This window comes from Phycisphaerae bacterium (assembly GCA_017999985.1).
Classification (GTDB): Bacteria; Planctomycetota; Phycisphaerae; order UBA1845; family Fen-1342; genus JAGNKU01.
Genome location: JAGNKU010000001.1, coordinates 431,425 through 456,929 on the forward strand (window position 1 = coordinate 431,425; position 25,505 = coordinate 456,929).

Annotated in this window: 16 protein-coding genes; 1 reads left to right on the forward strand and 15 read right to left on the reverse strand. The window is 68.2% G+C overall.

Features of this window, described 5'->3' with window-relative positions:
* Positions 1 to 16: 16 nt before the first annotated feature.
* From KA383_01705 to murQ, 9 genes are all read right to left on the reverse strand, one after another.
* Entirely contained in the window at positions 17 to 1,636 is a 1,620-nt protein-coding gene (locus tag KA383_01705; GenBank protein MBP7744816.1) for a glycoside hydrolase family 9 protein, read from the reverse strand.
* 61 nt (positions 1,637 to 1,697) lie between these two features.
* Positions 1,698 to 3,425: a family 10 glycosylhydrolase gene (locus KA383_01710; protein ID MBP7744817.1), complete on the reverse strand. Its 1,728-nt coding sequence runs from the start codon at positions 3,423 to 3,425 to the stop codon at positions 1,698 to 1,700.
* A gap of 26 nt (positions 3,426 to 3,451) precedes the next feature.
* Positions 3,452 to 5,134: an FG-GAP repeat protein gene (locus tag KA383_01715; protein MBP7744818.1), complete on the reverse strand. Its 1,683-nt coding sequence runs from the start codon at positions 5,132 to 5,134 to the stop codon at positions 3,452 to 3,454.
* A gap of 40 nt (positions 5,135 to 5,174) precedes the next feature.
* On the reverse strand, positions 5,175 to 8,255 hold the full coding sequence (locus KA383_01720; GenBank protein MBP7744819.1) for a hypothetical protein: 3,081 nt from the start codon (positions 8,253 to 8,255) through the stop codon (positions 5,175 to 5,177).
* 146 nt (positions 8,256 to 8,401) lie between these two features.
* Positions 8,402 to 10,042, reverse strand: coding sequence for a DUF5010 domain-containing protein (locus KA383_01725; GenBank protein MBP7744820.1), 1,641 nt, complete (start codon positions 10,040 to 10,042; stop codon positions 8,402 to 8,404).
* A 58-nt stretch (positions 10,043 to 10,100) separates the two neighbouring features.
* Positions 10,101 to 11,705 (reverse strand): family 10 glycosylhydrolase, encoded by a 1,605-nt coding sequence (locus KA383_01730; GenBank protein ID MBP7744821.1) that lies wholly within the window; start codon positions 11,703 to 11,705, stop codon positions 10,101 to 10,103.
* A 75-nt stretch (positions 11,706 to 11,780) separates the two neighbouring features.
* Positions 11,781 to 13,031, reverse strand: coding sequence for a family 10 glycosylhydrolase (locus KA383_01735; protein MBP7744822.1), 1,251 nt, complete (start codon positions 13,029 to 13,031; stop codon positions 11,781 to 11,783).
* A gap of 35 nt (positions 13,032 to 13,066) precedes the next feature.
* Complete coding sequence (locus KA383_01740; protein MBP7744823.1) at positions 13,067 to 14,890, reverse strand: hypothetical protein; 1,824 nt, start codon at positions 14,888 to 14,890, stop codon at positions 13,067 to 13,069.
* A 255-nt stretch (positions 14,891 to 15,145) separates the two neighbouring features.
* On the reverse strand, positions 15,146 to 16,096 hold the full coding sequence (murQ, locus tag KA383_01745) for an N-acetylmuramic acid 6-phosphate etherase (GenBank protein ID MBP7744824.1): 951 nt from the start codon (positions 16,094 to 16,096) through the stop codon (positions 15,146 to 15,148).
* Between the two features lie 158 nt (positions 16,097 to 16,254).
* Here murQ and KA383_01750 point away from each other — a divergent pair, with 158 nt between their 5' ends.
* A complete protein-coding gene (locus tag KA383_01750; protein MBP7744825.1) occupies positions 16,255 to 17,415 on the forward strand; it encodes an N-acetylmuramoyl-L-alanine amidase in 1,161 nt (386 codons plus the stop codon).
* A gap of 9 nt (positions 17,416 to 17,424) precedes the next feature.
* Here the strand turns inward: KA383_01750 and KA383_01755 are convergent, their stop codons facing one another.
* The 6 genes from KA383_01755 to KA383_01780 form a co-directional block, all read right to left on the reverse strand.
* Positions 17,425 to 18,633 (reverse strand): hypothetical protein, encoded by a 1,209-nt coding sequence (locus KA383_01755; GenBank protein ID MBP7744826.1) that lies wholly within the window; start codon positions 18,631 to 18,633, stop codon positions 17,425 to 17,427.
* Between the two features lie 97 nt (positions 18,634 to 18,730).
* A complete protein-coding gene (locus KA383_01760; GenBank protein ID MBP7744827.1) occupies positions 18,731 to 20,371 on the reverse strand; it encodes a glycosyltransferase in 1,641 nt (546 codons plus the stop codon).
* A gap of 96 nt (positions 20,372 to 20,467) precedes the next feature.
* Positions 20,468 to 20,713 carry an acyl carrier protein gene (locus KA383_01765; protein ID MBP7744828.1) on the reverse strand — a complete coding sequence of 82 codons (246 nt, stop codon included), beginning with the start codon at positions 20,711 to 20,713 and terminating at the stop codon, positions 20,468 to 20,470.
* 40 nt (positions 20,714 to 20,753) lie between these two features.
* Positions 20,754 to 22,949 (reverse strand): acetate--CoA ligase family protein, encoded by a 2,196-nt coding sequence (locus KA383_01770; protein MBP7744829.1) that lies wholly within the window; start codon positions 22,947 to 22,949, stop codon positions 20,754 to 20,756.
* Positions 22,950 to 22,991: 42 nt separating this feature from the next.
* Positions 22,992 to 24,248 carry a hypothetical protein gene (locus KA383_01775; protein ID MBP7744830.1) on the reverse strand — a complete coding sequence of 419 codons (1,257 nt, stop codon included), beginning with the start codon at positions 24,246 to 24,248 and terminating at the stop codon, positions 22,992 to 22,994.
* Between the two features lie 53 nt (positions 24,249 to 24,301).
* Entirely contained in the window at positions 24,302 to 25,501 is a 1,200-nt protein-coding gene (locus tag KA383_01780; protein MBP7744831.1) for an ROK family transcriptional regulator, read from the reverse strand.
* Positions 25,502 to 25,505 lie beyond the last annotated feature (4 nt).

Here is a 25,505-nt window from a genome sequence, read left to right on the forward strand (position 1 = left end):
AGCCGCGCCCGTTGGATCAGGGCGCCGTCCACAAGTTCAACAGCAACAAAAGCGACACGGTGCCGTCGATGATCGGCTCGTTGGTCGAGAAGTCGGCGTACACGTCATGGTACACGGCCACGTCCGATTGGAAACGCGCGAGCCGGTCGGTCCCGAAGTCGGAGAACTTCAGACCGTCATTGATCGCCTTCGTCACCGGGCCATCCACGAGCCCGCCGACTGGAAGCTGGCGCTTCAGCTTGAAGAACAGGTGATGCGGCTGGCTGGCCGCGTCGCCGTCCGCGGGCACACCGAGGACAAAGGACACGCCCCACGGATTGCGGCCGAAGATCCAGTCGCGCGCCTCGGTCGCCAGGCTGCGAAACTGCGCATCGCCGCTCATACGCTCGTAGAGCACCGCCTGCGTGGCCAGCGCGACGACGTCGTTCGTCGAGCACCACACGAGCGGCGTGCCGAGGCGGTAGGGGTTCTGCTCGGCGAGGGCCCGCACGCGTTCGAGCCCCGCGCGGTAGTAGCCGGCGAGTTGCCGGCGTGCGTCGGCATCGACGTGTGCGGCAAGTCGCCAGTGTGCGAGATTCACGTAGGGGAAGCACTCGTAGTGGCCGTGCTGCAGTTTGCCCATCCAGTCGCTCGCGCCGGCCTGCCGAGCATATTCGAGGGCCTGCTCCAGGTACGCGCGCTCCCGGGTGGCGATGTACAGCTCGGTCGCCGCCCACTCCAGGTCGTCGTAGAACGAGCGCTCGCCATAGTAATAGGGCGCCTTGACCGGCACCGACATGGCGCAGCCGGGCTTCGCTTGTGCAAGGCGATAAAGCGCCTTGGCGCGGTCGAGTTCGCCGGCCAAGGTGAGCGCGGCCGCCATGCGCCCCGCGAGACTGGCCAGCCCGGTCGATTCGTTCTTGTACTTCGGCCCCTCCGGTTTGCCCGTGGCCGGCCAGGCGGCGCGCGGCCCGCCCGGACCGCGGCCGTAATCGGTCTGGTCCTCGTGCCAGAGGCCGTCCGGCGGCGCATGATCGCGGTCGTCGCCGATCTGGACGTACAGCGTGTCCGCGTCCGGGTGAATCTTCACCAGCAGCGCCGCCCCGTAGCGGGCCTCGTCGGGCGCGCCGGCCAGAAATAGCGCGGCCACGCAATACGACGTGGTGATCATGTGCTTGATCCGGTCGGCGGCGTCGTGCCAGCCGCCGGTCAGATCGAGCTGCCGGCCGCTCAGCGCGTCGAACGCGTCCTGCTGGTGGCACTTCCGACCGGTAACCGGGTTGTCGCCGCAGCGCTGCAAACGCATGAAATCGAGCAGTTTCTCAGGCACCCCGGCATACACGTCGTCCCCGATCGCGAACGTCGGCGAGACGATATCCGCGAACCTCACGGCGTAGCGGCCGGGCTGGCGCAGCGCGGAGAAGTCGAGGCGGTAGTTATGCTGGAACGGACCCCAGCCGCCCTGGTCCGAACCGATGTCGGCAGTGACGTCGCCGACGCGGAACGACCCGGTGAGCGGTGCGGCACTCGAAAGCACGGCGATTTTCGGGTCGGCCGGGAGATAGCCGATCTGGTTGACGCGAATCCAGGCGTCGGTCGCGCCGGCCGGCCCGAGGCACGTTCCGAGTAGCAGCGCGAACCCGCAGCCACGTCTCATAACCTGCCTGCCGAGCATGAACCTTCTCCGCATGGGGTTGTGCGTCGCGTGAATAGTCCGCCTATTGCCCGAAGTTCCGCTGGAATTCCGCCAGGTCCCACATGTCGATGTCGAGGTCGCCGTCGGCGTCGCCGCGGGCGCACATGTGCGTGCTGCCGTAGACGCTGTCGGGGCCGGCCAGGCAGAAGAAGAATCGCATCAAGTCGACCGTGTCGATGTCGCCGTCGTTATCCATGTCACCCGTGCCGGGGCTGCTGTTGCACATGCTGATGTCCTGCCGGACCACGTCGCCGGGCAGGACCACGACGCCGGTGAGTTGGATCGTCGTGCAGTTGGTCTTCGACGCCGTCACGGTATACGCCGTGCCGCCGGCGGTCGCTGGAATCATCGTGACGACGAAGCAGCCGTTGCCATCCGTCTCCACCGCGGCCAGCGCCCCGACCTGGATCGTCGCGCCATCAATCGGGTCACCCGTGCCGGGGTCCGTCGCGCGGCCCCAGAGCGTGCCTTCGACCGCGGTGGCCGGATCGCGCCAGGGCATCGCCGGCGTCGCAACCGTGGAGGTGAACAGGTTGTTGGCGACGTACGTGTACCACGTCCAGTCCGCTTCCGGCGAGCCGTTCATGTCCTCGTCGGCCGTGTCCGCGTAGGCGTAATTGCAGGTGCCGTTCGCGCCCGCGTTGAGGGCGTACTGCATTTGCGTCACGCTGTCGGCCTTGCGGTTCAGATAGTTGCCCTGGCCGCAGTACATGTGCCGGCTGTAGCGCCAGCCGATCGCCGCGTTGACCCAGTTGCGATACCACTGCGCCTCATCGGACTCGTACTCGCGCTTGTAGTTCATCGGTACGCCGCCGTCGAGCCAGCCCTGCTGCATCCAGTACTTCCAGTTCTGGTGCAGGGTGTACGCACTCGAATTGGCGAAGTTGCTCGGCGCGTTGCCGAAGGTGATCAGGTCGGCGGTGAAACGCAACGGCTGCCGGGGATTCGTCGTGATAGCCGCCATCTCCACCCGCGTACGGCGCACCAGTTCATCGATCGTGCGCCGGCGAAAGTCGTCCCAGACCACGACGCCCGTCGGCGCCGGCGTGCCGGTATAGCCGGTCAATTGCCAGAAGCGCGCGAGGCCGGACCTGGTGTAGTCGAGGTCGGCGGGATAGCCCGCGTCGGTGACGGTATAGCGGATGTAGTCGTAATTGATGCCATCGATCGCGTAATTGGTGACCAGCTCGCGCACGATGCTGATCAGGTACTCCTGCACATCGGGGGAGCCGGGGTCAAGCACGTACTTGCCGTCCACCTTCGCGGGGCCGCCGTCCATGTACGCCAGCGGCACCATCAGCCATTCCGGGTGCGCGGCGAGGAGGCTGTTGCCGCTCGGCGGCCAGGACGTGCACACGCGGTACGGCACGAGCCAGGCGTGGACTTCGAGACCGTTGGCGTGGGCCTGCTGCACGAGGTACGCCAGCGGATCAATGCCGCCCGAGATGTCCGTCGCCTTGGGCAAAATGCTCGAATTCCAGTACGCGCCGTGTCCGCTGCCCGTGCGGTCGTGGTAGGCCAGCACCTCGGCGAAGATCGCGTTGTAGCGCCCGGTCAGCGCGCGGCTGATCAGGGAGTTGATTTGCGACGTGCTCTTGAAGCCCTCGCTGAAGGCATCCGCCCAGAACCCGCGCAGGGCCGGGCTGCGGTCGTCGGCCAGCGCGGCGGGAACCAGCGCGGCCAGTACGAGTGCCATCCCCGCCAGAACGCACCGGCCACGTGCAGCGACGTACTTACACATCTTCGCCATCCCAGGGCACCGTGGTTTCACGCGCGTCATTGCGGGCCACCCAGGTAGGGCAGTAGCGCCGCAAAATCCAGCGCATCCACATCCTCATCCAAATCAAGATCAAACTGCGGGCAGGGCGCGGCCAACCCGCGCGGTGCGTCCGCACACGCCTGCAGCGCCGCGATGTCCGCCAGGTCAACGTCGCGATCGTGGTCCGCGTCGCCACTCACGTACGTGAAGAGGTACGCCGTGCCGCGGTCCGCGTTGTTGAACGGCGTGCCGAACAAAATCTCCGCCAGCCCGTCGTTGTTGACGTCCGCCGCGCTCAAGGAGAAACCGATCCGGTCTTGCGCGGCCCCGATGATGCGGAGATCGGTATCGACCGCCGCGACATACGTCGCGCCCGGGTCAAAGTCACGGCCGAACAGCACCTCCACCACGCCGTTGGTTGCGGGGCCGCCGAACCGCTCGCAGGCCGCGATGTCCGCGTAGCCGTCGCCGTCGAAATCGCCGGCACTCAGCTCGTCGCCGAGGTTCTCCTCGAACTCGCCAATGAGCAAGAAGTCCGGCGGGGCGGTCAGGTAATTGATGGTCAGCGTGCCGGTCTGGTAGGTGGGGGAGCCGAGCAGGCCATAGATGAAACCGTCGCCGCGCTGCGTGTTATGCGGACCGGCATCCGCCCCCGGCGCCGCCGTGACCAGGTCCATCAGCCCGTCGCCATTGAAGTCTCCCGCCGCAGCCGCCACGCCCAGCTCGTCCTGGGCCCGCGCGCCGAGCAGCGTGATGTCCGCCGGCGCGACGGTCAACTGATACAGGTTTGCCCAGGTGGTCCGGCCGCGCCAGATATGCACGGCCCCTTCCGAGGTGAACAAACCCCGGCTGGCGTACTCGTTGGGCAGGATCAGCTCATCGATGCCGTCGCCCGTGAGATCGGCCGCCAGCACGAACGTGCCCAGCTCGTCGTACGTGCCCTTGCCGTCGATGCGCACGTTGTAGCTGGTCGCGACGGCGAGATTGCGCGTGTAACCCGGCGGGAACGGTCCACCGAAGATCACGTAGACGCGTCCGGATTGCGTCGCGCCGCCGTCCGCGCGGTGCACGCCCAGAATGAGGTCGGCATATGCATCGCCGTTGAGGTTCCCGAAACCGGCGCCATGCGCGTCGAGCCCGCCGAACAGGTTGTAGCCGCCCATGTCGCCGCCCGCGACCGGGCCGAGCACGCGCAGGCTCCAGTTGCTGGTGACGGCCAGATCGCGCACCGCCAGGTTGAAGAAGTCCGGGCCGCCATAGATCAGGTACGCGATGCCGCGGTCAGTGACGCCGGAGAGATCGGCGGTGGAGGCACACAGCACGAGGTCGGCAACCCCGTCGCCGTTGAAATCGCCCGTCGCGATCGAAGCGCCGAGGTTGTCGTCGACCGCCGCGCCGAGAATCGTCTGGTCGGGGGCGGTCTGCGTCAGATCGACGAGGCCCAGACCATGTCGGCCGGGTCCGCCGCGCAGCACGCTCACCTGGCTCAGAATCCCGCCCCAGGATTTCGAGGCGCCCACGATCACATCGTCGTAGCCGTCGCCGTCCAGGTCGCCGGAGGCCAGCGGCCGGCCCCAGTCCTGGCCGGCAATGGCCCCGCCGTAACGGGTGCCAGCATCCTGGGACTGAAACTCGCGCGGCGCGGCCTGCACGAGGCCGGCCACCGCGAGCAAGGTGGCGAGATAGCGAGTTCGCTGCATCACAAGTTCCTGGTCGGGCCGGTCACCGCTGCGCCCAGCGTCATTCCGGGCTGTTGATGTCCAGTTGCATCGCGCGGAAGTCCGCGATGTCCACGTCGCGGTCACCGTCGCCATCCTCGTTCAAGCACACGTGGCCGACGTTGTAGGTCAGGCCCGGTCCGCGCAGGCAGAAGCGGAAGATCGCGAAGTCCGTCACGTCGACCTTGCCGTCATGGTTGTAGTCGAACTGCGACGGCGGCGTGAAATTGGCGAGGAATTCCATGACGCGCTGCATCACCGCCGCCCGCACGCTGGCCGAGCCGATCGCCTCGAATGGGAACCCGAACGAGACGACATTGTACGTGGCGCCGATGTACTGCACGCCGGCCACGCCGCCCGTGCCGCCAACGTAGTTCAGGCACGCGTAAGCGCCCGGACGGGCCGTCAGCACGTCGGGCGTGCGGACGTCATACGGCGCGCCGCTGGCGACGCTGAAGCCGAACTCATCGATGTCCGCCAGGATGCTGCCCGCCGCCCCGACGGCCTGGTAGGTGCCGGCGCTGTCCGCCTGGAACCCGATCTGCAGCGTGTTCTGGGCGAACGTGGCGCCGTGGGACTGGTTGATCAGGTCGTAGGCCAGTTCCGCCCCGGAGATGAACAGGCCGCCGCCCTCGCCGAGAAACGTCGTGAGGCGCGTCTGCTCGCTCGAGCTCAGCGTCAGGTCCTCCGTGCTCTCGGTGCCCAGGATCCAGACGACGAAGTCAAAGCCGCCCAGTTGCAGGTACGAGTCCGCGACGGCTTCGTTGCTGCACGAAGAGAAGCCCCAGTCGCAGGCCGCCAACGCCTCGGCGTGCTGCACGACGTAGTCGAACGAGTTGCTCCGGCGCCAGATCTGCCGTTCGATCGACAGGCCGGCGTAAGCCTCCGGCTGCGTGAAGGTCTGAACCGGGTTGATCTGCCGTCGCAGGCGGTCGAAGCCGTTGACGAGCAGCACGCTGGCGACGCCTTCCGCCGGGCGGCGCACCGCGAGCACCTCGGTCGGCATCGATTCGCCGCCGGCGTTCGTGGCCGCGACGCGGAAGTAGCGCGTCTCGCCGATGGGCACGTCGGTGATCGTCGCGGTCAGCACGTTGCCGAGTACGATCGGAGCGCCGAAGCCGTAACCGTTGTTGGATTGATAGACCACGTAGCCGGTCGCCGGGTCCCCGCGGGCCCCGTCCGAGAGCGGCGCCACCCACGAGAGCACGACGTTTCCGCCACCGGCGTCGACCGCCCGGAAGTAGCGCGGCGTGTCGGGGGCGAACGCCAGCGGGATCGCGCTGCCGGGCAGGCTGTTGAGGAAGCGCGTGATGCCCTGCACGCAGGACCGTGCCATCGCCGAACGGACGCGATCGTCGCGCAGCAGCTTGGCATCCTGCTCGTTGTCGTGGAAGGCCAGCTCGACGATGGTCGCGTCGAACTCGTCGCCGTTGGCCTCGGTGCAGATGGCGCCGTACGAGCTGGTGTAGGTGGCCCCCGCGCGGTCCACCCAGGCGAACTCGAACTCGTCATCCATGATCAGCATGTCGTTGTCAACTTCGTCCGAGAGGATGTTCGCGTACTCCACCTGGTACGTGGTGGCGCCGAGATCGGTGATCAGGCAGATCTGGCCGCGCGCGACGCCGTTCGTCGCGTTCGTGTGGAACTCGAGGTAGACGCGCTTCCAGCGATCGACCAGCACGCCGCCGTCCGGCACCTGGTTCGCCTCGCGGCTCCACTTGGCGCTGGTGCGGACGTTGTCGCTGCCGTCGTCGTAGCCGGGGATGTCCCAGATGTCCGAATCGAAGCCGGCGGCGTTGTTGCCGAGTTCGCTCTCCGCCCAGTAGCGGCTGGCTTCCTCGTCGCGGTTATAGCCGCTGATCGTGCCGGGGCCGGGACGAACGATGTCGCCGACGCCGTCGCCCCAGCGAATCGCATCCGCGATGATCGCGCCGGCCTCGGTCGACTGGTTCGTGATCTCGACGTAGTTTTCGTCGCCGGCGACGAGGTGGTAGTCCCCGAGCCAAATCCAGGCGCTGCCGACCAGCCGGTGGTCCATCTTCAGCTCGCTGATCCCGCCACTGTGCTTGACGCGGTAGGTCTGGATCGTGCGGTTCGCGCCGGCAATCGTGAAGCAGTAGACCGGGTAGAAGCCGGTCACCGTGATGTTCGGCGTGTAGCGGGCAGTCGCCGTCTCCGTGGCGTCGGCCGAAGTCCACTGGTACACGATGCCGGAATTGGTCACGCCGTTCTCGTAGTACTTGGAACTGCTGCCCGCGCTCCACGTCCCGGTGTACGTCACCCCGGGATCATCGTTGTCCAGCACGATCTCGATCGGCTGCCAGCCCACCGGGCGGAACGGCACGACGATCGCGCCGGCGTTGAACGCGTATTGCACGAAATAGTTCAGCATGTCGATGTTGCCGTGGTCCTCGTTCATGTCGAGCAGCACCGGACGCTGCAGGTACCACGCAGAGTCGCCCGCCGTCCAGCCGTGCCCGGCCGCGGCAAACACCGTCACGCCGGTCAGCGCCCCCACCGGCTGACGTGCCGCTTGCGTCACGGGGCCGCGGGCCTGCGCCGCGCCGGTCCCCGTCGCCACGCTCAGCGGCAGTGGCACCTCGCGCGGCAGATCCGCATCGCGCGCGGCGCCGCTCGGCTCGGGCAGCATGAGTTGCTCGAGCGAGCTGTACGGCCGGTCCGTGCCGACGCGCACGCGAATCACCGTCCCGCCGAAGCGGTCGTCGTGCTGGAAGGGGCTGCCAAGCGCGAGCGCCAGGTTCTCCACGTCCACCGGCGACAGATACCACCCGTCCGGCCGCGCGGGGATCGTCAGCCGGATTTCGGCGACATCCCCCAGCCACCGCACGCTGTCGATGGTCGTGTCCGCCGGCAGCAGGCCCTGCCCGGTCTCGTTGCGCTCGCTCGTGGCGCGGGCCGCGAGCAGAGCGAGCACGGTGGGCGCCTGCGGCGCCCCGATGGGCAGGTACTGATCGGCCGGCGCGAAGAACGGCAGCCGCGCCGCGGAGCCGTCCGCGGCCCACGCCAGACCCGCAGCCAGCGCCGCGACCAGCAGACACGAACCGACCAGAGCCGCGCGCTCGATTTCCGATAGGCGGAGCATGGCTTCTCCTCCCCTCCTCAAGGTGGACAGAAACGATCCCTGAACACGGGTCAATAACTTCCCGATAACGGCCGGCGCAACGTGCGCGCACCAGCGCTATCGACTCAGCCGACAGTGTACTTGGGTCCGCAGTATGGATTCAAGGCTTAAAGACGGAAACCGTCCGAAAGCTTGGTGACTTCGACACGTCCGATAGTCATGTCGCTCGCGGAATCAAAGCGGAAATCGGCGCCCCCGTTCTGCCGGTTTGCACACCGCGCGCCCGGCATCGGCACCGTCGCGGTCTTCCAGCTCCCGCTGTCCGCGCGCACGATCACCGGCGCCGCCGGACGGTACCGGTCCGCCACCGTGCCGGTTTCCGCCGTCGAATCGAACTGCACCGTGATCGGGTCGTGCCCGGAGTCGAGGTACGTAACCCGCAGCGTGAGCGTGCCGCGGTGGTCGTAGTAATACGGGTCGGCCACGTCGTAGTACAGGTACCGCGCTGCACTGACACCCGGCCGCGTCCGCACGCAGCCCTGCCCATCCACCGTGGCGACTTCGTATACGCCATCCGCCACGTCGCGGCACAACCGCAGACCCTCCTCCACGAGCTGGCCATCCGCGGCGACGTGCAGCGCGAGGTGCAGCCGGCTGGCGAACTCGCGGCCCCCGCGGTTGGACGCGGGCGCGTTGAGCAGCGTCTTGACGACGCGGGCCCACTCGTCGGCCACCGGCACTTGCCCCGCCCTGTAGATGTCGCTGAAGTGCCGCGTCAGGTCGATGTAGAAGCGGCCGTCCTCCAGCGTATCACAGATCGCTGTGCCTTCATGCAACTCGCTCCAGGTCTCGAGGATGACCAGCCGCGGCCGGGCCTGCAGTGCCAACAGCCAGGAGGCCGCGTAGAAGCCACCGCCCAGCCGGTCGCGCGTCGGCGTGGTGCGGCCGGAGACCGGGGAGTCGTCGTAGCCCGGACCGATCTGCACGGCCCCGTCGCCGATCAGCGGGCCGCCGAGCGCCGCGCCCCAGCCGGTGCGCAGGTCCGCTTGGAACGACCAGGACGGCCCGCTGACGATCAGCGGCCGCCGGCCGGCAAAATCGGCCGCGAAGTGCGCGTAGACGTAATCCACGGTGCTCTGATCGTGTCCGGCCGCGAAGGCCGCTTCGTACAGTTGCACCAGCGGCCGGCCGTCAATGCACGCCCAGTGTCGCGGCGGTACCAGGCAGAAGAAGTCGCGGATCGTGCGGTAGAAGATCTCTTTGCCTTCGTCGGTGCGCAGGTCCACGTTGCCGCGGCCGGGCTGCGGATAGGCGTGCACGCCCAGCAGCGTCGAAGTGTCATAGAAGAGCGCGACGCGCGGCGTGGGGCCGGTCTGGGCCAGCTCGTCGAGCGCCGCCACCAGCGGTGGCAGGCCGCGCACCGAGAAGCGCAGGTCGTGCTTGTCGTATTGGTTCGGCGCCCCCCAGTACACGCACAACGCCACGTCGATGCCGGCGGCGCGCAAGTCCTCCATCTGCTGACGATGCCAGGCCGGGGATTCGTAACTCACCGTGCTGTCGTCCGGGAAGTGCTGCCGCAGGTTGGAGCGCGTCCGGGCGCGATCCCCGAAGAAGTGCTCGTCCGGCCAGCGATACCAGTAGAAGTAATGCGTCGCCACCACCCGGTCGGCGGGGGCAAAACTCGGCGCCGTCGCAATCGCATCCGGCGTCGGCACGGGCGGAATCCGCATTTCGTCGGCGGCGCCGCACCACGCCGCCGCGCCAATAACCAGCCATCCGAGCAATAAGACCACGCAGGCGCGCATCATATCTGTAGCTCCCAGTACCGGTTCACGGGGTCGTTCGCGGCGCGGTGAATTCTACCGGCTACGGCACGCCGTAGTAGCGCTGGAACAGCGCGACGTCGCGCAGGTCGACGTCCGCATCGGCGTCACCGTCGCCGGTCGCACAGAAATGGCCGGGCAGGAAACCGTACCCCGGGCCGCCCAGGCAGTAGAGCATCGGGGCGAGGTCGCCGGGGTCAATCCAGCCGTTGTCGTTGAAATCGCCCGCGGGTGTCGTCTCGACGAACGCCAGCGGACACGCCACAACCGCGCCCGCCGCGACGACGACGTCCGGCAGGCTCACCGCGCGGTAATCCGGATGCGTGGCACTCAGCGTGTACGTTCCGGGCGGCAGATGGACGAACGAATAGAACCCATCGGTGCTGGACAGGGCGGTGTGCGTGCAGCCGGCGGCGTGGACTTGCGCGTCGGTCACCGGCAGGCCATCGGGCGCGGTGACGTGGCCGACGATGATGCCCGTCGTCGGGTTGGCTTTCCACGGCAGCGCGGGCACGGGGGCCGCGACGGCATACACGCCCTCGCGATACGTCGTCCAAAAGCTGAACGAGCTCCAGGAGAAGACGCTGTTGCCGGCGGCGGCGCGCAGCCGCGCGAGGTTGATCTGATCGACGAGCGAACTCACGCCTTGGCTGGTTGAGTGACCGGGCACGATGTACGTCTCGCAGCCGCTGGTCGCCGCCAGCCAATACTGCAGCCACGTGTCCCAAGCCGTCCCCGCGCCACCGCCGTAGTACATCATGGGCACCAGCAGGTCCATCGCCCCCGCCGCGGCCCAGCCGAGCGCATCCTGATGCTGCGCCGTCGGCGCGGTGGTGGGGTTGGGGTACACGGCCGCGCTCACCTGGACGTGCGGCTTGAGCGCCATGATCGCGGCGTACATGTCGCGCACGCTGCGGGTGATCTGGTCCGCGGTCCAGGCTGAGAAGTCCAGGCCCTCGGGGTTGGTCCGTGGATCGAGGAAGCGCGCGCGGCTGACCGGGTCCCACGAAACGGTGTTTGTGCCCGGGGTGCGGATCCGGTCGAAATGCACGCCATCCACGTCGTAATGCTCGACAACGTAAAGCACCTGCTGTCGGGTGTAAGCCTGACAGGCCGGCACGCCGGGCGCGAACCAGACGTAATGCGATTCGCCGAACTGCGCCGGTGCCGTCAGGTTGTCATGGAGCAGCCAGTCGCGGGCGGCGGGATCGGCGGCGTTGCAGTGCGCGTAGAACGTGTGGTTCGGGTTCTCCGGCAACGTGTGGGCCGCGGCCGGCACACTCTGCCAGCAGGTGTGCGTGTTGATGTACGCGTGGAACTGGATGCCGTGGGCATGCGCGGCCTGGATCGCGTAGGCCAGCGGGTCCCAGCCGGGGTCCTGGCCGCCGATCAGCGGGGACCACACCTCGACCGGCGACGGGTAGAGCACGTCCGCCTGGCCCCGGATCTGAAAGAAGACCGCGTTGAAGTGCGCGTCCGCGAGGTCGGACATCAATTCGTCGATGGCGGCCTGGCAGATGTCTTGACTGGCGTGCGGCCACTCGAACCGCGTCGCCCACATGGCGCGGAATTCGGGCGTCTGCGCCGCCGCTGGGGCGCACCACGCGAATACCCACCCGCAGATGACGGCTGCGTCGAACCAGCGCATGCTTCACCTCCGGCGCCATTGTAGCGACGGGCACGGAGGCGCCCTACACGGAAAGCTGATCCGCGGCTCGAAGGATCAGCGGTCCTTCTGGGCCAGATTCTGAATATACGGCAGGATGACCGCACGCCGCGTGGCGCGCATCTCGCGCTGCCGTTCGCTCTGGCGGGCCAGTTCGTTCTCGTCGGCGGAGTCGAACAGCGACGCATACGAAAACAGGCAGAAATCGCCGGTCTTCGCGTGCGCGGCCTCGAGCTGCGCCCGGACGGCCTGCGCGGCCTGCTCGGGCGTCTGATCCCGATGCCGCCCGAACCAGAGGCCAGGGACGATGGGCACCGGCAGGCGCTCTTGCAGCCACGGCTCGGTGCGCATGACGAATTCCTCCGCGGTCTCCACGTAGTTCATGAGGATGACGGCGTCCAACAACTGCTCGCGAGCCCAGCGCGGGCCATCCTGGAAGTGCCGCAACGCGTTCGCCGCCACCGCGCCCACGGACGCCGACAGGGCCGCCTCCGGCCGGCTCTGCCGCAGCATGGCATGGATATCCGCCACGAGCTGCGTGACCTGGTCGGTGCGCCAGCGGTTCCAGGCCGCGGGGTCATCGTCGGGGGCCTTGCCGGTCGCCTCGCGATACAGCGCCAGCGTGCGCTCGTCGCGCGGGTAGTCGATGTCCGAGTCACGCGGCACCGCCGGCGGCTCGTTCGGGAAGCGGATGTAGTCCATGTGCAGGCCGTCGACGTCGTAGCGCGTCACCAGGTCGCGAAATACCTCGACGAGGTAGTTGCGCACCTCGGGCAGGCACGGGTTGACGCTCACATAGAACGATGAGAGCGCCTGCCGGTTGCCATGCTGGTCGTACCAGAACCACTCGGGGTGCTTGTTGTAGAGCTGTTCCGGGTTCGCCGGCGGCGTGGTGCCGCGCCAGGCCGGAACGACGTTCACCCACGCGTGGAGCTCGAGGTTTCGGGTGTGCGCCTCGCGGCAGGCCAGCTCCAGCGGGTCCCAGCCCGGATCCTGCCCGCCGAGCTCGTCCGCCCACGGCTCGAAGCTGGACTTGTAGAAGGCCGTGCCGTTGCCGCGGACCTGGAAGAACACGGTGTTGAAGCCGCCCTGCTGGCAGTTCTCCATGATCTGCGCGACGTCGCCAGGCGACTCGAAGTCGAAGCGCGTGACCCAGATGGCCCGCACGGGTTCGTGCATGCGCGTCCCCGCCTGGCAGCCGGTCAACAACAGCACCAGGGCACCTAGACACAAAGGTAGAACGCTGATCGAACGCGCCGCTGGACGGCGCAACCTACTCGCCTCGCTGGTCATCGTAGTCCTCGCCATGGTCGTTCTCCTTTGGTGCCTGAGAGCCTTGGTCGTTACTGCGGAGCAGTTTCCGGGCGCCGCCGGGCCAGCAGGTAGCCCCAGACGAACGACACGAGGCTGCCCAGTGGCGCGTACCAGGGCCAGGCCACCGTCGCTTTCTGCATCGTGCCGTCTGGGCCAATGATGTCCCATTGCGCCCACGCGTTGATCGCCAGCATGCCGGCTAGGCCGAGCAGCAGCACCAGCGCCTGCGCCGGCACCGGCAGGACCCGTGGTCCGGCAGCGGTCCGCGGACGACTCAGCGCCGTGTAGACAACCCAGCCGACGAAGAGCAGTCCGGCGAAGATCCAGCACACCCAATGGGATGCGTAGTTGTGCCAGGCCAACGCATAGACGTACGCCACCGAGAGCGGCGCCGACCACATGTAGCCGCGCCCGTCGACTCCCAGCGGCAGAAACGCCAGCGCGAAGCAACCCAGCAGCGCGCCGCCGGCGTATCCCGCCGCGGCCAGCGCCAGTTGCAGGATCGAAGGCTCCTTGTGCGCGACGTAATCCGTGAGGTACGCCAGCGTGCAGAGCAGGACGCCCCAGAAGATGATCAGTCCGCGGCTGAGCAGCAGGTTGCGGCGGTGCTCCTGCGCCGAATCGAGCTCGGCGTCGACGCGCTGCGTCGAACCCAGTTGGGCCAGCAGCGCCCGTCGCCGCAGGGGGGTGTAGAACGCGCCCATGATCGTCTGGCTGAGCGCGGTCAGCACGCCCATCACGGTGGAGATCGCCGCCGCCAGGGCCGCGGCCATGATCAGCCCCTTCAGGCCGACCGGCACTGCCTGGCAGATGAAGATCGGGAAGATGCGATCGCCCTTCTGCTGGAAGAGCGCGAGGGCCTCGCCGGCGAGCGGGTGGGTCTGGTAGTAGGCGAACAGGCCGACGCCGACGAGGATGACCGTCGTCGTCACGAGCTGTCCGAAGGTGCTGCCGATGATCGCCTTGCGCGCTTCACGCTCGTTGCGGCAGCAGAACATGCCCTGCACGAGGAGCTGGTCCGTGCCGTAGGAGAAGAGCCCGCCCCAGGTGCTGGCGATCACCGCGGTCCAGATGGTGAAGTCCCTGAACGGGCTGGGGCTGAAATCGAAGAAGGTGAACTTGCCCCACGGGCCGGATTCCTTGGCCGCCCAGCCGAGCCGGATGATCTCGGCGAAGCCGCCGTCGAGCCGATAGGCCACGACGAACAGCGCGGTCAGCGCGCCGACCAGGAACGTCAGGAACAGGGTGAGATTGGTCCAGATGACCGTTGTGATGCCGCCGAACAGGGCCCAGCCGATCGAGATGGCGCCGATGATGATCGCCGCCCAGGCCAGTTCGTCGAGCCCCGCATGCGTGGCCAGCAGGCGCAGTTGGTCGTTCAGCAGCACGATCAGGATCTGCAGCGTCAGATAGACGCGCGCCGCCTGCCCGAGCATCGCGCCCAGTACGAACAGCGCGCTGGTCATGGTCCGGGCGCGCTGCCCGAGCTGGTGCCCCATGTAGTCGTAGGGGCTGTAGATCTCGCGCCGGTAATACTGCGGCACCAGCACGTAGCCGACGATGATCCGCGCCAGCAGCGAACCGAAATACCCGAGCTGCAGGTACGTGAGGTTGCCGCCGAACTTGTAGGATACGTACGGCACGCCGATGAACGTCACGGCGCTGATCTCGGTGGCGATGATCGAGCCGCTGACGGCGTACCACGGCAGCTTGCGCCCGCCGAGGAAGAAGTCCCGCATCGTGGCCTGCTTGCCCGTCAGTAGTTTGCCGAGGATCGTCGTGAACGCGAGAAACGCGATCACGATGCCCCAGTCGACCAACGTGAATTGGGCGCTCAGTTCGGCTAGGAACACGTCAGGACCTCCGCAGAGACGGATCACCACAGAGACGCAGAAAACACAGAGCTGCACAGAGCAAGACGGAGCGGGCGGGCTGTGGCGTGTTGTGGCTCATCGCGGAACCGGGCCTCATGCTACAGCACCATCTGCACTATGCCGTCGCGCCGCTTCGCGACGTAGAAGTTCAGGAGCAGGCCGGTCCGCAGACCGGTCGAGCCGAGGGGATCTGGAGCTGCGCTTTGTCGAAACACCGCCCGCGCTCCATCCATCTCAAGTCCCCTCTGTGCGCCGCTGTGTTTTCTGTGTCTCTGAGGTGTTCTGTTGCCCCTCGATGATCCGTGCCACGTGCCCGTGCGCCGCGGTCAGCAGCTCCTCCGCCGTCGCCCGGTCCACGCCCTTCGCATGCATGACCAGCGCCGTTTTCACGTGTCCGCCCGAGCGCGCCAGCAAATCCGCCGCCGCCGCCCGTTCCAGCCCCGTCACGGTCATGATCATCCGCGTGCCGCGATCGACCAGCTTCTTGTTCGAGCGCGTGTTCACATCGACCATCAGGTTCTCGTACACCTTGCCGATGCGGATCATCGCGATCGTCGTGATCATGTTCAGCACGAGCTTCGTCGCCGTCCCCGCCTTCAAGCGCGTGCTGCCCGTCACGACTTCCGGCCCCACCAGCACGCGGATCGACACGTCCGCCTCGTCCGGCACGTGCTCCTTCAGCACACACCCGAAGAACACGGTCTTCGCGCCCCGCTCGCGCGCCCGGCGGATCGCGCCGTGCACGTACGGCGTGGTGCCGCCGGTCGTAATGCCCATGACCACGTCGTGCGGCCCGACCTCCATTTCGTCCATCTTCGCGGCGCCGTCCTGGGGGTAGTCCTCGGCCCCCTCGATCGCCCGCCGCAGCGCGTCCCACCCGCCGGAGATCACGCCCTGCACCATGCGCGGATCCGAGAGGAATGTCGGCGGGCACTCGGAAGCATCCAGCACGCCCAGCCGGCCGCTCGTGCCGGCCCCGACGTAGATCAGCCGGCCGCCGGCTTCGAACGCGGCCACCACCAGCTCGATCGTCTGGCAGATCTCTGCTTTGGCCGCCGCGACCGCGGCCGGAATGGTCGCGTCCTCGGCGTTCATCAGGTCCACGGCCTCAGCAATGGACATGCGATCCACGCGCATTGAATTCGGGTTGCGCAGCTCGGTCAGAAGATGGCCCCGGTCCTGCATCCGCGCGGCTCCCTGGGGTCTGGTTACATCTCGTCCCCCGGACGGTTTCGGCTAGTGTGGCAGAATCGCCTCCGGCTTGCAACGACTTGAGGGGCGATAACTGCCCGGGGTATAAACCCCGCGAGCGACCGAGTCGTGCAGCGCGAAGAGGTGCACCGATGCGCATGGCAACTGGCATGGCGGCCTGGCTGGTGACGATGGCTCTGCTCGGCGGCTGCCGGGCGCCGCAACCGGCAGCGCCCACCGTACCTCCCGCCCCCGCCACGCAACCCGCGGTCGATCCGATGACTGCCGTGAACACACTCATTGAGGCCCCGCCGGATTTCGTGGCGCAGCGGCTCGCGTCCGGCGCTTACCCGATTCCGCCCTACGCGAAGTTTCTCGCCGGCGTGAAGATCTGTCTCGATCCCGGGCATGGCGGGGATGCGCACCAGCGCGGCTACAAGCGCGGCCCCACCGGCGTGCGCGAGGCGGAGTTCAACTTCCGCGTGGCGAGCTATCTGCGCGAGCTGCTGACGTCAACCGGGGCGGAGGTCCTGCTGACGCGTGAGGGCGACGTGGATGTCTCGCTGGAAGACCGGGCCGCCATCGCCAACGAATGGAATGCCGACTTGTTCATCTCGCTGCACCACAACGCCATCGGCAACAAGCCGCAAGTGAACCACACAACCGTCTGGTATCACGCCGACGTGGACTACCGGCCGTCGAATCTCGATCTGGCGCGCTACCTGTGCGACGGACTGTATGACGCGCTCGCCTTGCCCGAAATCGCCGCCGTCCCGCTGAAGAGCGATCAACTGATGTACCCCGGCGGGTTCGGGATCCTGCGACACGCGCGGGTCACCGCGGCCCTGTGCGAGACGTCATTCTTCACGAACCCGGAAGAGGAGCAGCGGCTGCGCCAGCCGGAATACAACCTGCGCGAGGCCTACGGCCTGTTCATCGCGCTCGCCAAGTACGCCGCCGCGGGCCTGCCGCGGGCGCGGCTGGTCGAGCCGGCGGACGGCGTCCTGCCGCTCGACGCCGGTCGGAAACTGGTGTTTGCGCTCGACGACGGTCTGCGTGGGCGCAAGTCGTGGGGCAGCGAGCGGCAGATGATCCTGTCGGACTCGATCACGGCGCGGATCGACGGGCAGCTCGTGCCGCTCTCGTTTGAGAACGAGGGTTACCGCCTGACGCTCGAAGTCCCCGACGATCTCACCCCCGGGTCGCACGCGGTCGAGGTGCAGTTCCAGAACATGAACAAGAACTCGGTGCTGAACCCGCATTTCACGATTGAAGTGCAGGGGCAGACCGGGACCGTCACCACGCCGCCGTAAACGGCGATCCTATGCCCGGGTCTTGACGGCTGCGACGGCGGCACCGAGCGCGGGCGCGGCGCGCAGCCGGGAGGCCCGCAGGAAACCGGGCTTGAGCACCGCCTGCCGGGTCGTGCCGGAGCCATCGGTCAGGAACGCCCGGCACAAGGCCGAGTCGCCGGTGTGCGCGATGTTGGCCGCCAGGTACGTGTCCAGCCGCTCCCCAAACACGCCGCGGTAGCGCGGGTCAACGTAAATGAGCCCGACGCGTTGCCCGATGATCACGCGTTCCAGCAGGACCCCGCGAAACTCGTGCTCCGTCGCCAGCTTGGCATACGCCGGCCCGCGGTGCGGCGCTTCCGCCCGGCCGCCGAAGATCGTGCTGAGCCGCTCGAAGATCAACTCGGCCAGGACGAGCGCCGCCGTATCGAGCCACGCGGCCGCGCGCGGGTCGCCCGCCAGCGCCGCCGTTTCGGGATAAGGCGAGGCCGCGTCGCCCCCCTGCGTGCCGGCGTGCCGGAGCGCCCGCGGGCCTTGCAGATCCGCCCACACGCGATTCAGCGAACTCGCCGACACGAGCTTCTCGAACGTCGGCCCGAGCGCGCTGGGCATTTGCCAGCTCTTCTGGAGCCAGGGTTTGGCGGCGTCGAACGGCACAAGCCGGCCACGCAGCTTCATCGCGTCGGCGATGCCCGTGCCCCCGCCGACGTAGTACGCGTTCTGAACGTCGCGGAACAACCCCTCCGCCGCGTATTCCTCGCCGAGCCCGCAATAGTCCGCGTCGCTGCCCAGCGCGGCGACCGGGGCCGCCAGCTCGATCTGTGCGTCCGCCAGCCGCCGCTCCAGGTCCGCCAGGTACGTCGGCATGCGCGGGCCGTTGTTGATGACGTTGATGCCGCGCCCGTCCGGCGTCTTGAGACCGGGCATACCCTCGCCCACCAGGACGCGTCGGGCATTGCACTGCCGCGCCACATCAATGACGACCTCGGCCGCCGCCGCGATCCAGACGCGGCCCTGCTCGACTTCCGCCGCCGTAAGCTGCGGCCCGCCGGCGTCGCGCTGGGCAAGCTGGTCCGCCACCGGCAGCGGCGTGAAATCGGACAGGCGCTGGTACACGCGGGACGCCGTTTCCGGACGCAGGCGAAAGGCGCTGGCCTGCGCGAGGTCGTCGCACATGACCGCGTGAGCCTTCACTTCGGTCGCGCCACCGTCTACGCCGATCAGCAGTACGTCTTTCATCGCGGCTCCAGCCAATGCAATCACCGGGACACGAAGTCACAAAGCGGAATTCTAATGCAAAACGCGGACCGCCGTGCCAGCCCCGCCACCAACCGGCTCAGCGCACGGCAGTCCAGGCTCGGCTGGGTGTCTGGGTGCCTTGGTGGTGGTTCAATTCGCGGCGGCGGTGCAGCGCCTCCAGCCGCATCGCGTCCTTCGCGTTGTCGTTGCGGTCGATCGTCGTCTGGTCGATCGCGTGGTCCGTGCCGCCGGCGTGGCGAATGACCTCGTAGATCGGCTCCCACACGCGCCCGATCGTGTAGCGCTCGCTGATCCGCAGCACCAGATCGTAGTCCTCGCCGTAGTTGCGGCTGCTGGGCGTGTCGTTCGTCCCGAACCAGCCCACGTCGCGGATGACCTTGATGTGCGCCGCGCGCGGCGCGCCGGCCCCGTTGATCCGCAGCAGGTTGTTGCGCCCGTTGTCCGCGGTCCACTCGTCGTGCGTGACGACCGGGATTTCCTCGTTGCGGCGCAGTTGCTGCGTCGTCGCGTCGAGCGTCCACACCTCGTACGAGCCGACCACCATTCCGATCGTCGGATCCGAGTCGAACACCGCCAGCAGCTTCGCCACCGCGTCCGGCTTCAGGCGGTCATCGGAATCCAGCTGCACATAGTACTTGCCGCGCGCCGCGGCGATGCCCGCGTTCAGGCACAACCCGAGGTTGTTCACGTCCACCACGATCAGCCGCACCGGCGGGGCCTGCGGGTTGTAGCGCTCACCGCCGGGCATGTAGCTGCACACCGCCGCCGCGGTCGGATCCTCGTCGCCGCCGTTCACGACCACGATGACCTCGACGCGCCGCTCGGTCTGGGCCTGCACGCTCTCGATCGCCCGGCCGATGAATTCCGGCCGGTTGTTCACGGGAATCACGACCGACGCGATGCAGTCAGCGTGGGCCGCGGCCTCGTCCGGCTCGTAATGGACCGGCTGCACGTGCGCGCCTGGCGCCAGGTACGCGCCGGTGCGCTGCAGATGCGCCGTGAACGCCCGCTCCATCTCGAGCTGGACGTCTTTGCCGGCCAGCAGGTAGGCGAAGACGTTGTGCGCCTGGGCCGGGGCGGCGACGGAATACAGCGCGCCCGCGTAACGATTGGCGATATGCGCCGGCGGGTGCCGCTCGGTGAGCCGTAGCCGCAGGTCGTACCAGTCCGCCGCCTGGTAGGACTCGTCGAAGCCGCCCACTTCGCGCACCACGCCGGTGCGCAAGAGCACGGCGTGGCCGAAGTCCGTCGTGTCCCGACAGCGCCCCGGATGCCAATCGAGCAGATGGACGTCGCGGCGCTGGCCGTTGGCCTCGATGCGCTCGTAGTCCGCGTAAACCAGCCCGACCGGCGCGGCCCGGGTCGCCGCCATCAGCATGGTCTTCAGCGCGGAGCGCTTGAGCGTCACGGGTACCTGGTCGTTGTAGACCAGCAGCAGAAACTCGCCCCGCGCGGCGTGCAGGGCTGCGTTGCACAGCGCGGCCCGGTTGGCGTAGGTGCCGGGCAGGTGCACGATCCGCGCCGCTTCCGGCGCCGCGGGCAGAAAGTCCGGACGCGCCGTCGACCCGCGGTTGTCGACGATCAGAACTTCGACCGCCGGATGGTCCTGGCCCAGAGCGGCCTGGAGCCCGGCCATGAAGGCGGCTTCGTCGTAGGGCAACTCGGCGCCGCGCAACAGCGCGATGCTCACGTCAGCTTGGGGAAAGTGTGTGGTCATGGCGGTATTCTAGAGGTAATCGGCGCGCTGGCCAAGCCGGCCCCGCGCGGCGTGCAACACGCGCGGGTCGAGACGTGCACGCACTGGCGGCGCTCGCTATTTCTTCAGGTGCCGACCGATAAACTCCGCCGCATTGTCGACGGACTGGACTGCCAGCGCCTGCTCGCGATCCATCTCGATCTTGAATTCGGCCTCGAACGCCGTCACCAGTTCGACGCTCTGGACCGACTCCGCCCCCAGGTCGAAGACGAAGTTGTCGGTGGGCTTGATGTCGGCCGGATCGAGCCCCAGCACGCGGGCCGTGACGGCGATGACACGATTCAGTACGTCCTTGTCTGCCATGGCACACTCTCCCAGCAGCGCCGCCGCGGCGCCGTCGTGGTCAGTTCTGCGGAACTCCGTTGCTGTCCAACCGGATGCGCACGTCCGCCACGTGGCAGCCCTGTCCAACCGGATGCACGATCAGGGGGTTGATGTCGAGCTCGGCAATTCTTGGGAAATCACTGGCCAGCTGGCTCAGGCGCCGCAGCGCATCCTCCACCGCCGCCAGGTCGCTCGGCGGCTCGCCGCGCACGCCGTGGAGCACCGCCGAGCAGCGCAGCTCGCGGACCATCTTGCTGGCCGCCCCCGACCGGATCGGCACGATGCGGAACGTCACGTCCTTGAACGCCTCGACGTAGATCCCGCCCAGGCCGCACATCAGCATGTGCCCAAAGGTCTGGTCCCGGTTGATGCCCAGGATCAGCTCCTTGCCCGCGGGAATCATGTGCCGCACGATGACGCCCTGCAACTCGACCGGCTCCGGCCGGCTGCGCAGCGCGTCGCGCATCGCACTGTACGCCGCACGCACCTCCGCCGCGCTCGCCAGGTTCAACCACACGGCCTTCGCCTCGAACTTGTGCAGGATGCTCGGCGCCACCCCGCGCAGCACGACCGGGTAACCGCAGCGCTCGGCGGCGGCCACCGCGTCCTCGGGCGATTGCGTGAAGGCGTGCGCAACGAGCGGGAAGCCGTACGCCGCCAGCACTTCCAGGGCCTGCGGCTCCAGCAGGTAGCCGTCCGGGGCCGGATCAATCACCCGCGCGGCGCGGGCCCGATCGACGTCCGGGTAGACCTGGATCTCCGTCACCTCGCGCTCCAACCAGCGGCGATACCAGACGGCGTGGGCCATCGCCTCCACCGCCCACTCCGGCAGCACGTAGTGCGGTATGCCCTGCCGCTGCAGGATGCCGATGCCCGGGGCCACGTCCCGCGCCCCCATGAACGAGCACGACAGCGCCTTGCCGCTGTCGGCGTAACGCTCCTTGATCCGACACACCGTCTGCGCGATGGACTGGATGTTCGTCATCGACTGCGGCGTGAGAATCACCAGCACCTGGTCCACCCCGGGATCCTGGAACACCGCGTCGAGCGCCGCCTCGTAGCGGTCGTCACGCGCGTCGCCGATCACGTCAATCGGGTTCTTCATGTTCGCGGCGGCCGGCAGCGCCTTCTTCAGCGCCGCGGTCGTCGCCGGCGTGAACCGCGCCAGCTCCAGCCCGCGCTCGATCGCGGCGTCGGTCGCCATCACGCCGGGGCCGCCGGCGTTGGTGACGATCGCGATGCGGTTGCCGCGCGGCAGCGCCTGGTACGCCAGGAGCTGCGCGGTGTTGAACATCTCCTCGATCGACCCGCAGCGCACGATGCCCGACTGGTCAAACACGCCGTGGCAGACCTCCGCGCTGGCGGCCAGCGCGCCCGTGTGCGACTGGGCGGCGGCCGCGCCGGCGGCCGTCCGGCCGCCCTTGATGGCCAGGATCGGCTTCGAGTTGCTGCGTTTGCCGGTGATCTCGCGGGCCACGCGCATCAGGTCGCGGCCCTGCGTGATGCTCTCCAAGTACATCAGGATGACCGACGTGTCGGGGTCGTCCGCCAGGTAGCGCAGCAGGTCGACCTCGCCCACGTCCGCCTTGTTGCCCAGGCTGACGAATTTTGAGAAGCCGATGCCCTTGCCGGCCGCGTAATCCAGCACCGCCGTGCACAGCGCTCCGCTCTGCGACAGAAACGCGATGCGCCCGGTGGCGGGCATCGCCCGCGCAAAGCTGGCGTTCAGCCGCACCTTCGGCTCGGTATTGATCACGCCCAGGCAGTTCGGCCCGATCAGCCGCATGCCGGCCTCGGCCGCGAGCGCCTGGATGCGCTGCTCGCGCGCCAGCCCGGCCGGGCCGACCTCGCGAAAACCGGCCGAGATGATGATCGCTGCCCGGATGCCCTTATCGACGCACTGCTTGAGGGCCTGCTCACACACGTTGCCCGGAAAGACCAGGATGGCCAGGTCGACCGGGTCCGGTATGTCCAGCACGTAGTCGTACGCCCGCACGCCCGCGATGTGCTTCTTGCGCGGCGCGACCGGGTACACGACGCCGTTGAAGCGGCTGTCGAGCAGGTTGACGAAGATGTCGTGTGGCACGGTGCCGGGCGAGTTGGTCACGCCCAGCACGGCGATCGACGTGGGCTTGAAGATGGCGTCCAGCCCACTCGGACGCGTGTCCCCCGCGCGGGTTGACGGCGCGGCGGTCGTGGATGGGGTCGTACTCATCGCGTTTGCCTGTCCTCCGGTTTCAGACGCCCAGGCGTCGCCTCAGCGCGCCGCATGCGTTTTCATCGCCCGCCGCACGTGCGCATCACGGTCGGCGGCGGTCAGCTCGAACACGTGTCGCAACAGTTTTTCGTCGGCTTCGGTCAGTTGCACCTTGCGGCGCGACAGCGCCACGCGGGCCGTGTCGATCAGGGGGTTGAGCCCGAAGCCCTTGTTCACCGCGCCGTTCAGGAACCACGCGAACGGCGGGATGTACTTCGGCAGCGGCGCACCGGTCGCGACCAGAATTGCCATCGTCCCGATGATCGACCCGGTGTTCAGCAGAGTGCCGATGCTAGTCTTGACGTGATCGGCAATGAAACTGCCGACCTTGGTTGAGCCGGTGTCGATTGTCTTGCCGCCCTGCAGCACGCTCACCGTGCTGTAGTCGTTCTTCAGGTCGCTGTTGGTCGTCAGCGCGCCGAGGTTCACCCACTCGCCGACGTACGCGTGCCCGAGAAAACCGTCGTGGTACTTGTTCGAGTAGCCGTGGATGATGCTCTCCTCGACCTCCCCGCCTACGCGGCACATCGGGCCGATGCTGCAGCCTTCACGCACCTTCGCACCGAGCAGGATGCTCCCCGGGCCGACGTAGCAGGGCCCCTCGATGCGCGTGTAGGGGTGCACCTCGCACCTGGCCTCGATCGTCACCGGGCCGTTGCGCGTGTCGATGCACACGAACGGATGCACCTCGGCCCCCGCCGCCACGTAGACCTGCTCGCGCGGGCCGAACACCACCGCCGACTCGTGCACCTGGCCCTCGATCCCGTGTCTGCCGGCGGCAACGAAGTCCGCCTTCAACTCGTCCGGGTTCGCCAGCATGACGTGCCAGATGTAGTCGAACCACGCCCCGCCATAGTCCGCGCGCTCGGCCTGCCTCGCCGCCGCAACCAGGCCCGCATAATCGCGGATCGCGGTCACGTCCGCGGTCGTCCGCCAGACCGCCAGCTGGTCGTCGTGCCATTGTGCGACTTTCGGCTGCGGCGGTTTCCATTGCGTTCCGCGCACGCGCGCGTTGACGAACAGCACTTCCTCGCCGCGGCAGCCGGACAGGTCGTTCACGGCGACGCCTTTGCAGCGCGCCGCCAGCGTCGGGGCCAGGTAGTCGCGCGCCAGCAGCGCCGCCACGGGCGCGCCGGCCGCGCGCGCGATCTTGGCGGCCAGCGTGGTCGCCCCGCTCTTCAGCTCAAAAACGCCGCGCACCCAGACGAGCGGCAAGAAACGGCCGAACTGGTCATCCTCGAAGATCACAAGCTTCATACAACTCTCCGCAGTTGTCAGCTTTCTGCGCGCCGGCGCGTGCGGCCAGCGCGTCAGGCAAACGCCAGCACGCCGCGCGGGTTGGCCCAGAACCGCTGGCACACCTCCGCGGCGCCGCCCACGGCCCGGTCCTGGGTCAGAACCTCACCCTGCACGACCTTCAGATCACGCTTGTCCCAGTCCAGCACCATGCGGCGCAGGATCCGCTGGAACTCGCGCCGCAGCGGCGCGTTGTCCTGGAACATGTAGCCGCCCAACACCAGCACCTGGGGGTCGTAGGCCGCGACGGCCATCGCCGCCCCCAGCGCCAGGTAATTCGTCGTCTGCGCCAGGAGCGCCGCCAGCGGATGCTGGCCGTCCCGCGGGCGCGACTTGTACGCCGCCCGCACCAGTTCGGCCGTCGTCTCGCCATCCGGTTCACGCAGCAGCTTCTGCAGCGGCTCCGGCACCGCGGCCCGCGGCAGGCGCCGCAGCGCCGCGCACAGCGCCGGCCCGGACGCGACCGCCTCCAGGCAGCCGTTGTTGCCGCAGGCACAGCGCGCCCCGCCCGGCGCCACCACCACATGGCCGATCTCGCCCGCGCGCTGCGTCGCCCCGGCCAGCGGCTGACCACGCTGCACAAACCGGGCGCTGATCCCGCGGCCAACGTGGTAATAGACCAGGCTGTTCGCTTCGCGCCCCGCGCCGAGCAGCGCTTCCGCCGCCGCGTTCATCGTCGTCGAGGCACCCTGCACCAGTACCTCGCAGCCGTAGCGCGTGGCCAGCCGCTGGCGGAAGGGCACGTTGTGCCAGCCCAGCGCCGCGCACGTCACCACCACGCCGCGCTCATCCACGGCGCCGTTGATGCCCGCCCACAACCCGAGCAGGTCCGGCACGCCGAACCCCACCCGCGACAGCACGCCGCGCAGGTTGAGGTCGATCTGGTCCGCCACCGCCGACGGAGAGTGCTCGTCGGCCAGCCGCGCGGACACGTGATCCAGCAGGGTGCCGTCCGCCCCGACGACCGCGCAGTGCAGGTCGGAGGCCGCGATGTCCACGCCGGCGAAGCAGCCGACGTTGCGGTTGACGGCCAGCAGGATCGCCGGCCGGCCGCGGCCCCCGCCGGCCTGCCCGACGCGCTCCAGCCAGCCCGAGGTCAGCAGGCGCTGCACGGCCCCGTTGACCGTCGAGCGCTGCCGGCCGATCTGCTCGGCGAGCTTGCGCTGGGGGGTCGCGCCCAGGCGCTGGATGACTTGCAGCACGGACCAGTCCATCGGT

Excerpts from the sequence above, each read along its gene's own strand:
- KA383_01765 (MBP7744828.1), bottom strand. The coding sequence starts at position 20,713 with ATGGCAGACAAGGACGTACTGAATCGTGTCATCGCCGTCACGGCCCGC.
- KA383_01780 (MBP7744831.1), bottom strand. The coding sequence starts at position 25,501 with ATGGACTGGTCCGTGCTGCAAGTCATCCAGCGCCTGGGCGCGACCCCC.
- KA383_01775 (MBP7744830.1), bottom strand. The coding sequence starts at position 24,248 with ATGAAGCTTGTGATCTTCGAGGATGACCAGTTCGGCCGTTTCTTGCCG.
- KA383_01720 (MBP7744819.1), bottom strand. The coding sequence starts at position 8,255 with ATGCTCCGCCTATCGGAAATCGAGCGCGCGGCTCTGGTCGGTTCGTGT.
- KA383_01710 (MBP7744817.1), bottom strand. The coding sequence starts at position 3,425 with ATGGCGAAGATGTGTAAGTACGTCGCTGCACGTGGCCGGTGCGTTCTG.
- KA383_01755 (MBP7744826.1), bottom strand. The coding sequence starts at position 18,633 with ATGAAAGACGTACTGCTGATCGGCGTAGACGGTGGCGCGACCGAAGTG.
- KA383_01735 (MBP7744822.1), bottom strand. The coding sequence starts at position 13,031 with ATGGCGAGGACTACGATGACCAGCGAGGCGAGTAGGTTGCGCCGTCCA.
- murQ (MBP7744824.1), bottom strand. The coding sequence starts at position 16,096 with ATGCAGGACCGGGGCCATCTTCTGACCGAGCTGCGCAACCCGAATTCA.
- KA383_01750 (MBP7744825.1), top strand. The coding sequence starts at position 16,255 with ATGCGCATGGCAACTGGCATGGCGGCCTGGCTGGTGACGATGGCTCTG.
- KA383_01730 (MBP7744821.1), bottom strand. The coding sequence starts at position 11,705 with ATGCGCTGGTTCGACGCAGCCGTCATCTGCGGGTGGGTATTCGCGTGG.
- KA383_01705 (MBP7744816.1), bottom strand. The coding sequence starts at position 1,636 with ATGAGACGTGGCTGCGGGTTCGCGCTGCTACTCGGAACGTGCCTCGGG.
- KA383_01715 (MBP7744818.1), bottom strand. The coding sequence starts at position 5,134 with ATGCAGCGAACTCGCTATCTCGCCACCTTGCTCGCGGTGGCCGGCCTC.
- KA383_01770 (MBP7744829.1), bottom strand. The coding sequence starts at position 22,949 with ATGAGTACGACCCCATCCACGACCGCCGCGCCGTCAACCCGCGCGGGG.
- KA383_01725 (MBP7744820.1), bottom strand. The coding sequence starts at position 10,042 with ATGATGCGCGCCTGCGTGGTCTTATTGCTCGGATGGCTGGTTATTGGC.
- KA383_01760 (MBP7744827.1), bottom strand. The coding sequence starts at position 20,371 with ATGACCACACACTTTCCCCAAGCTGACGTGAGCATCGCGCTGTTGCGC.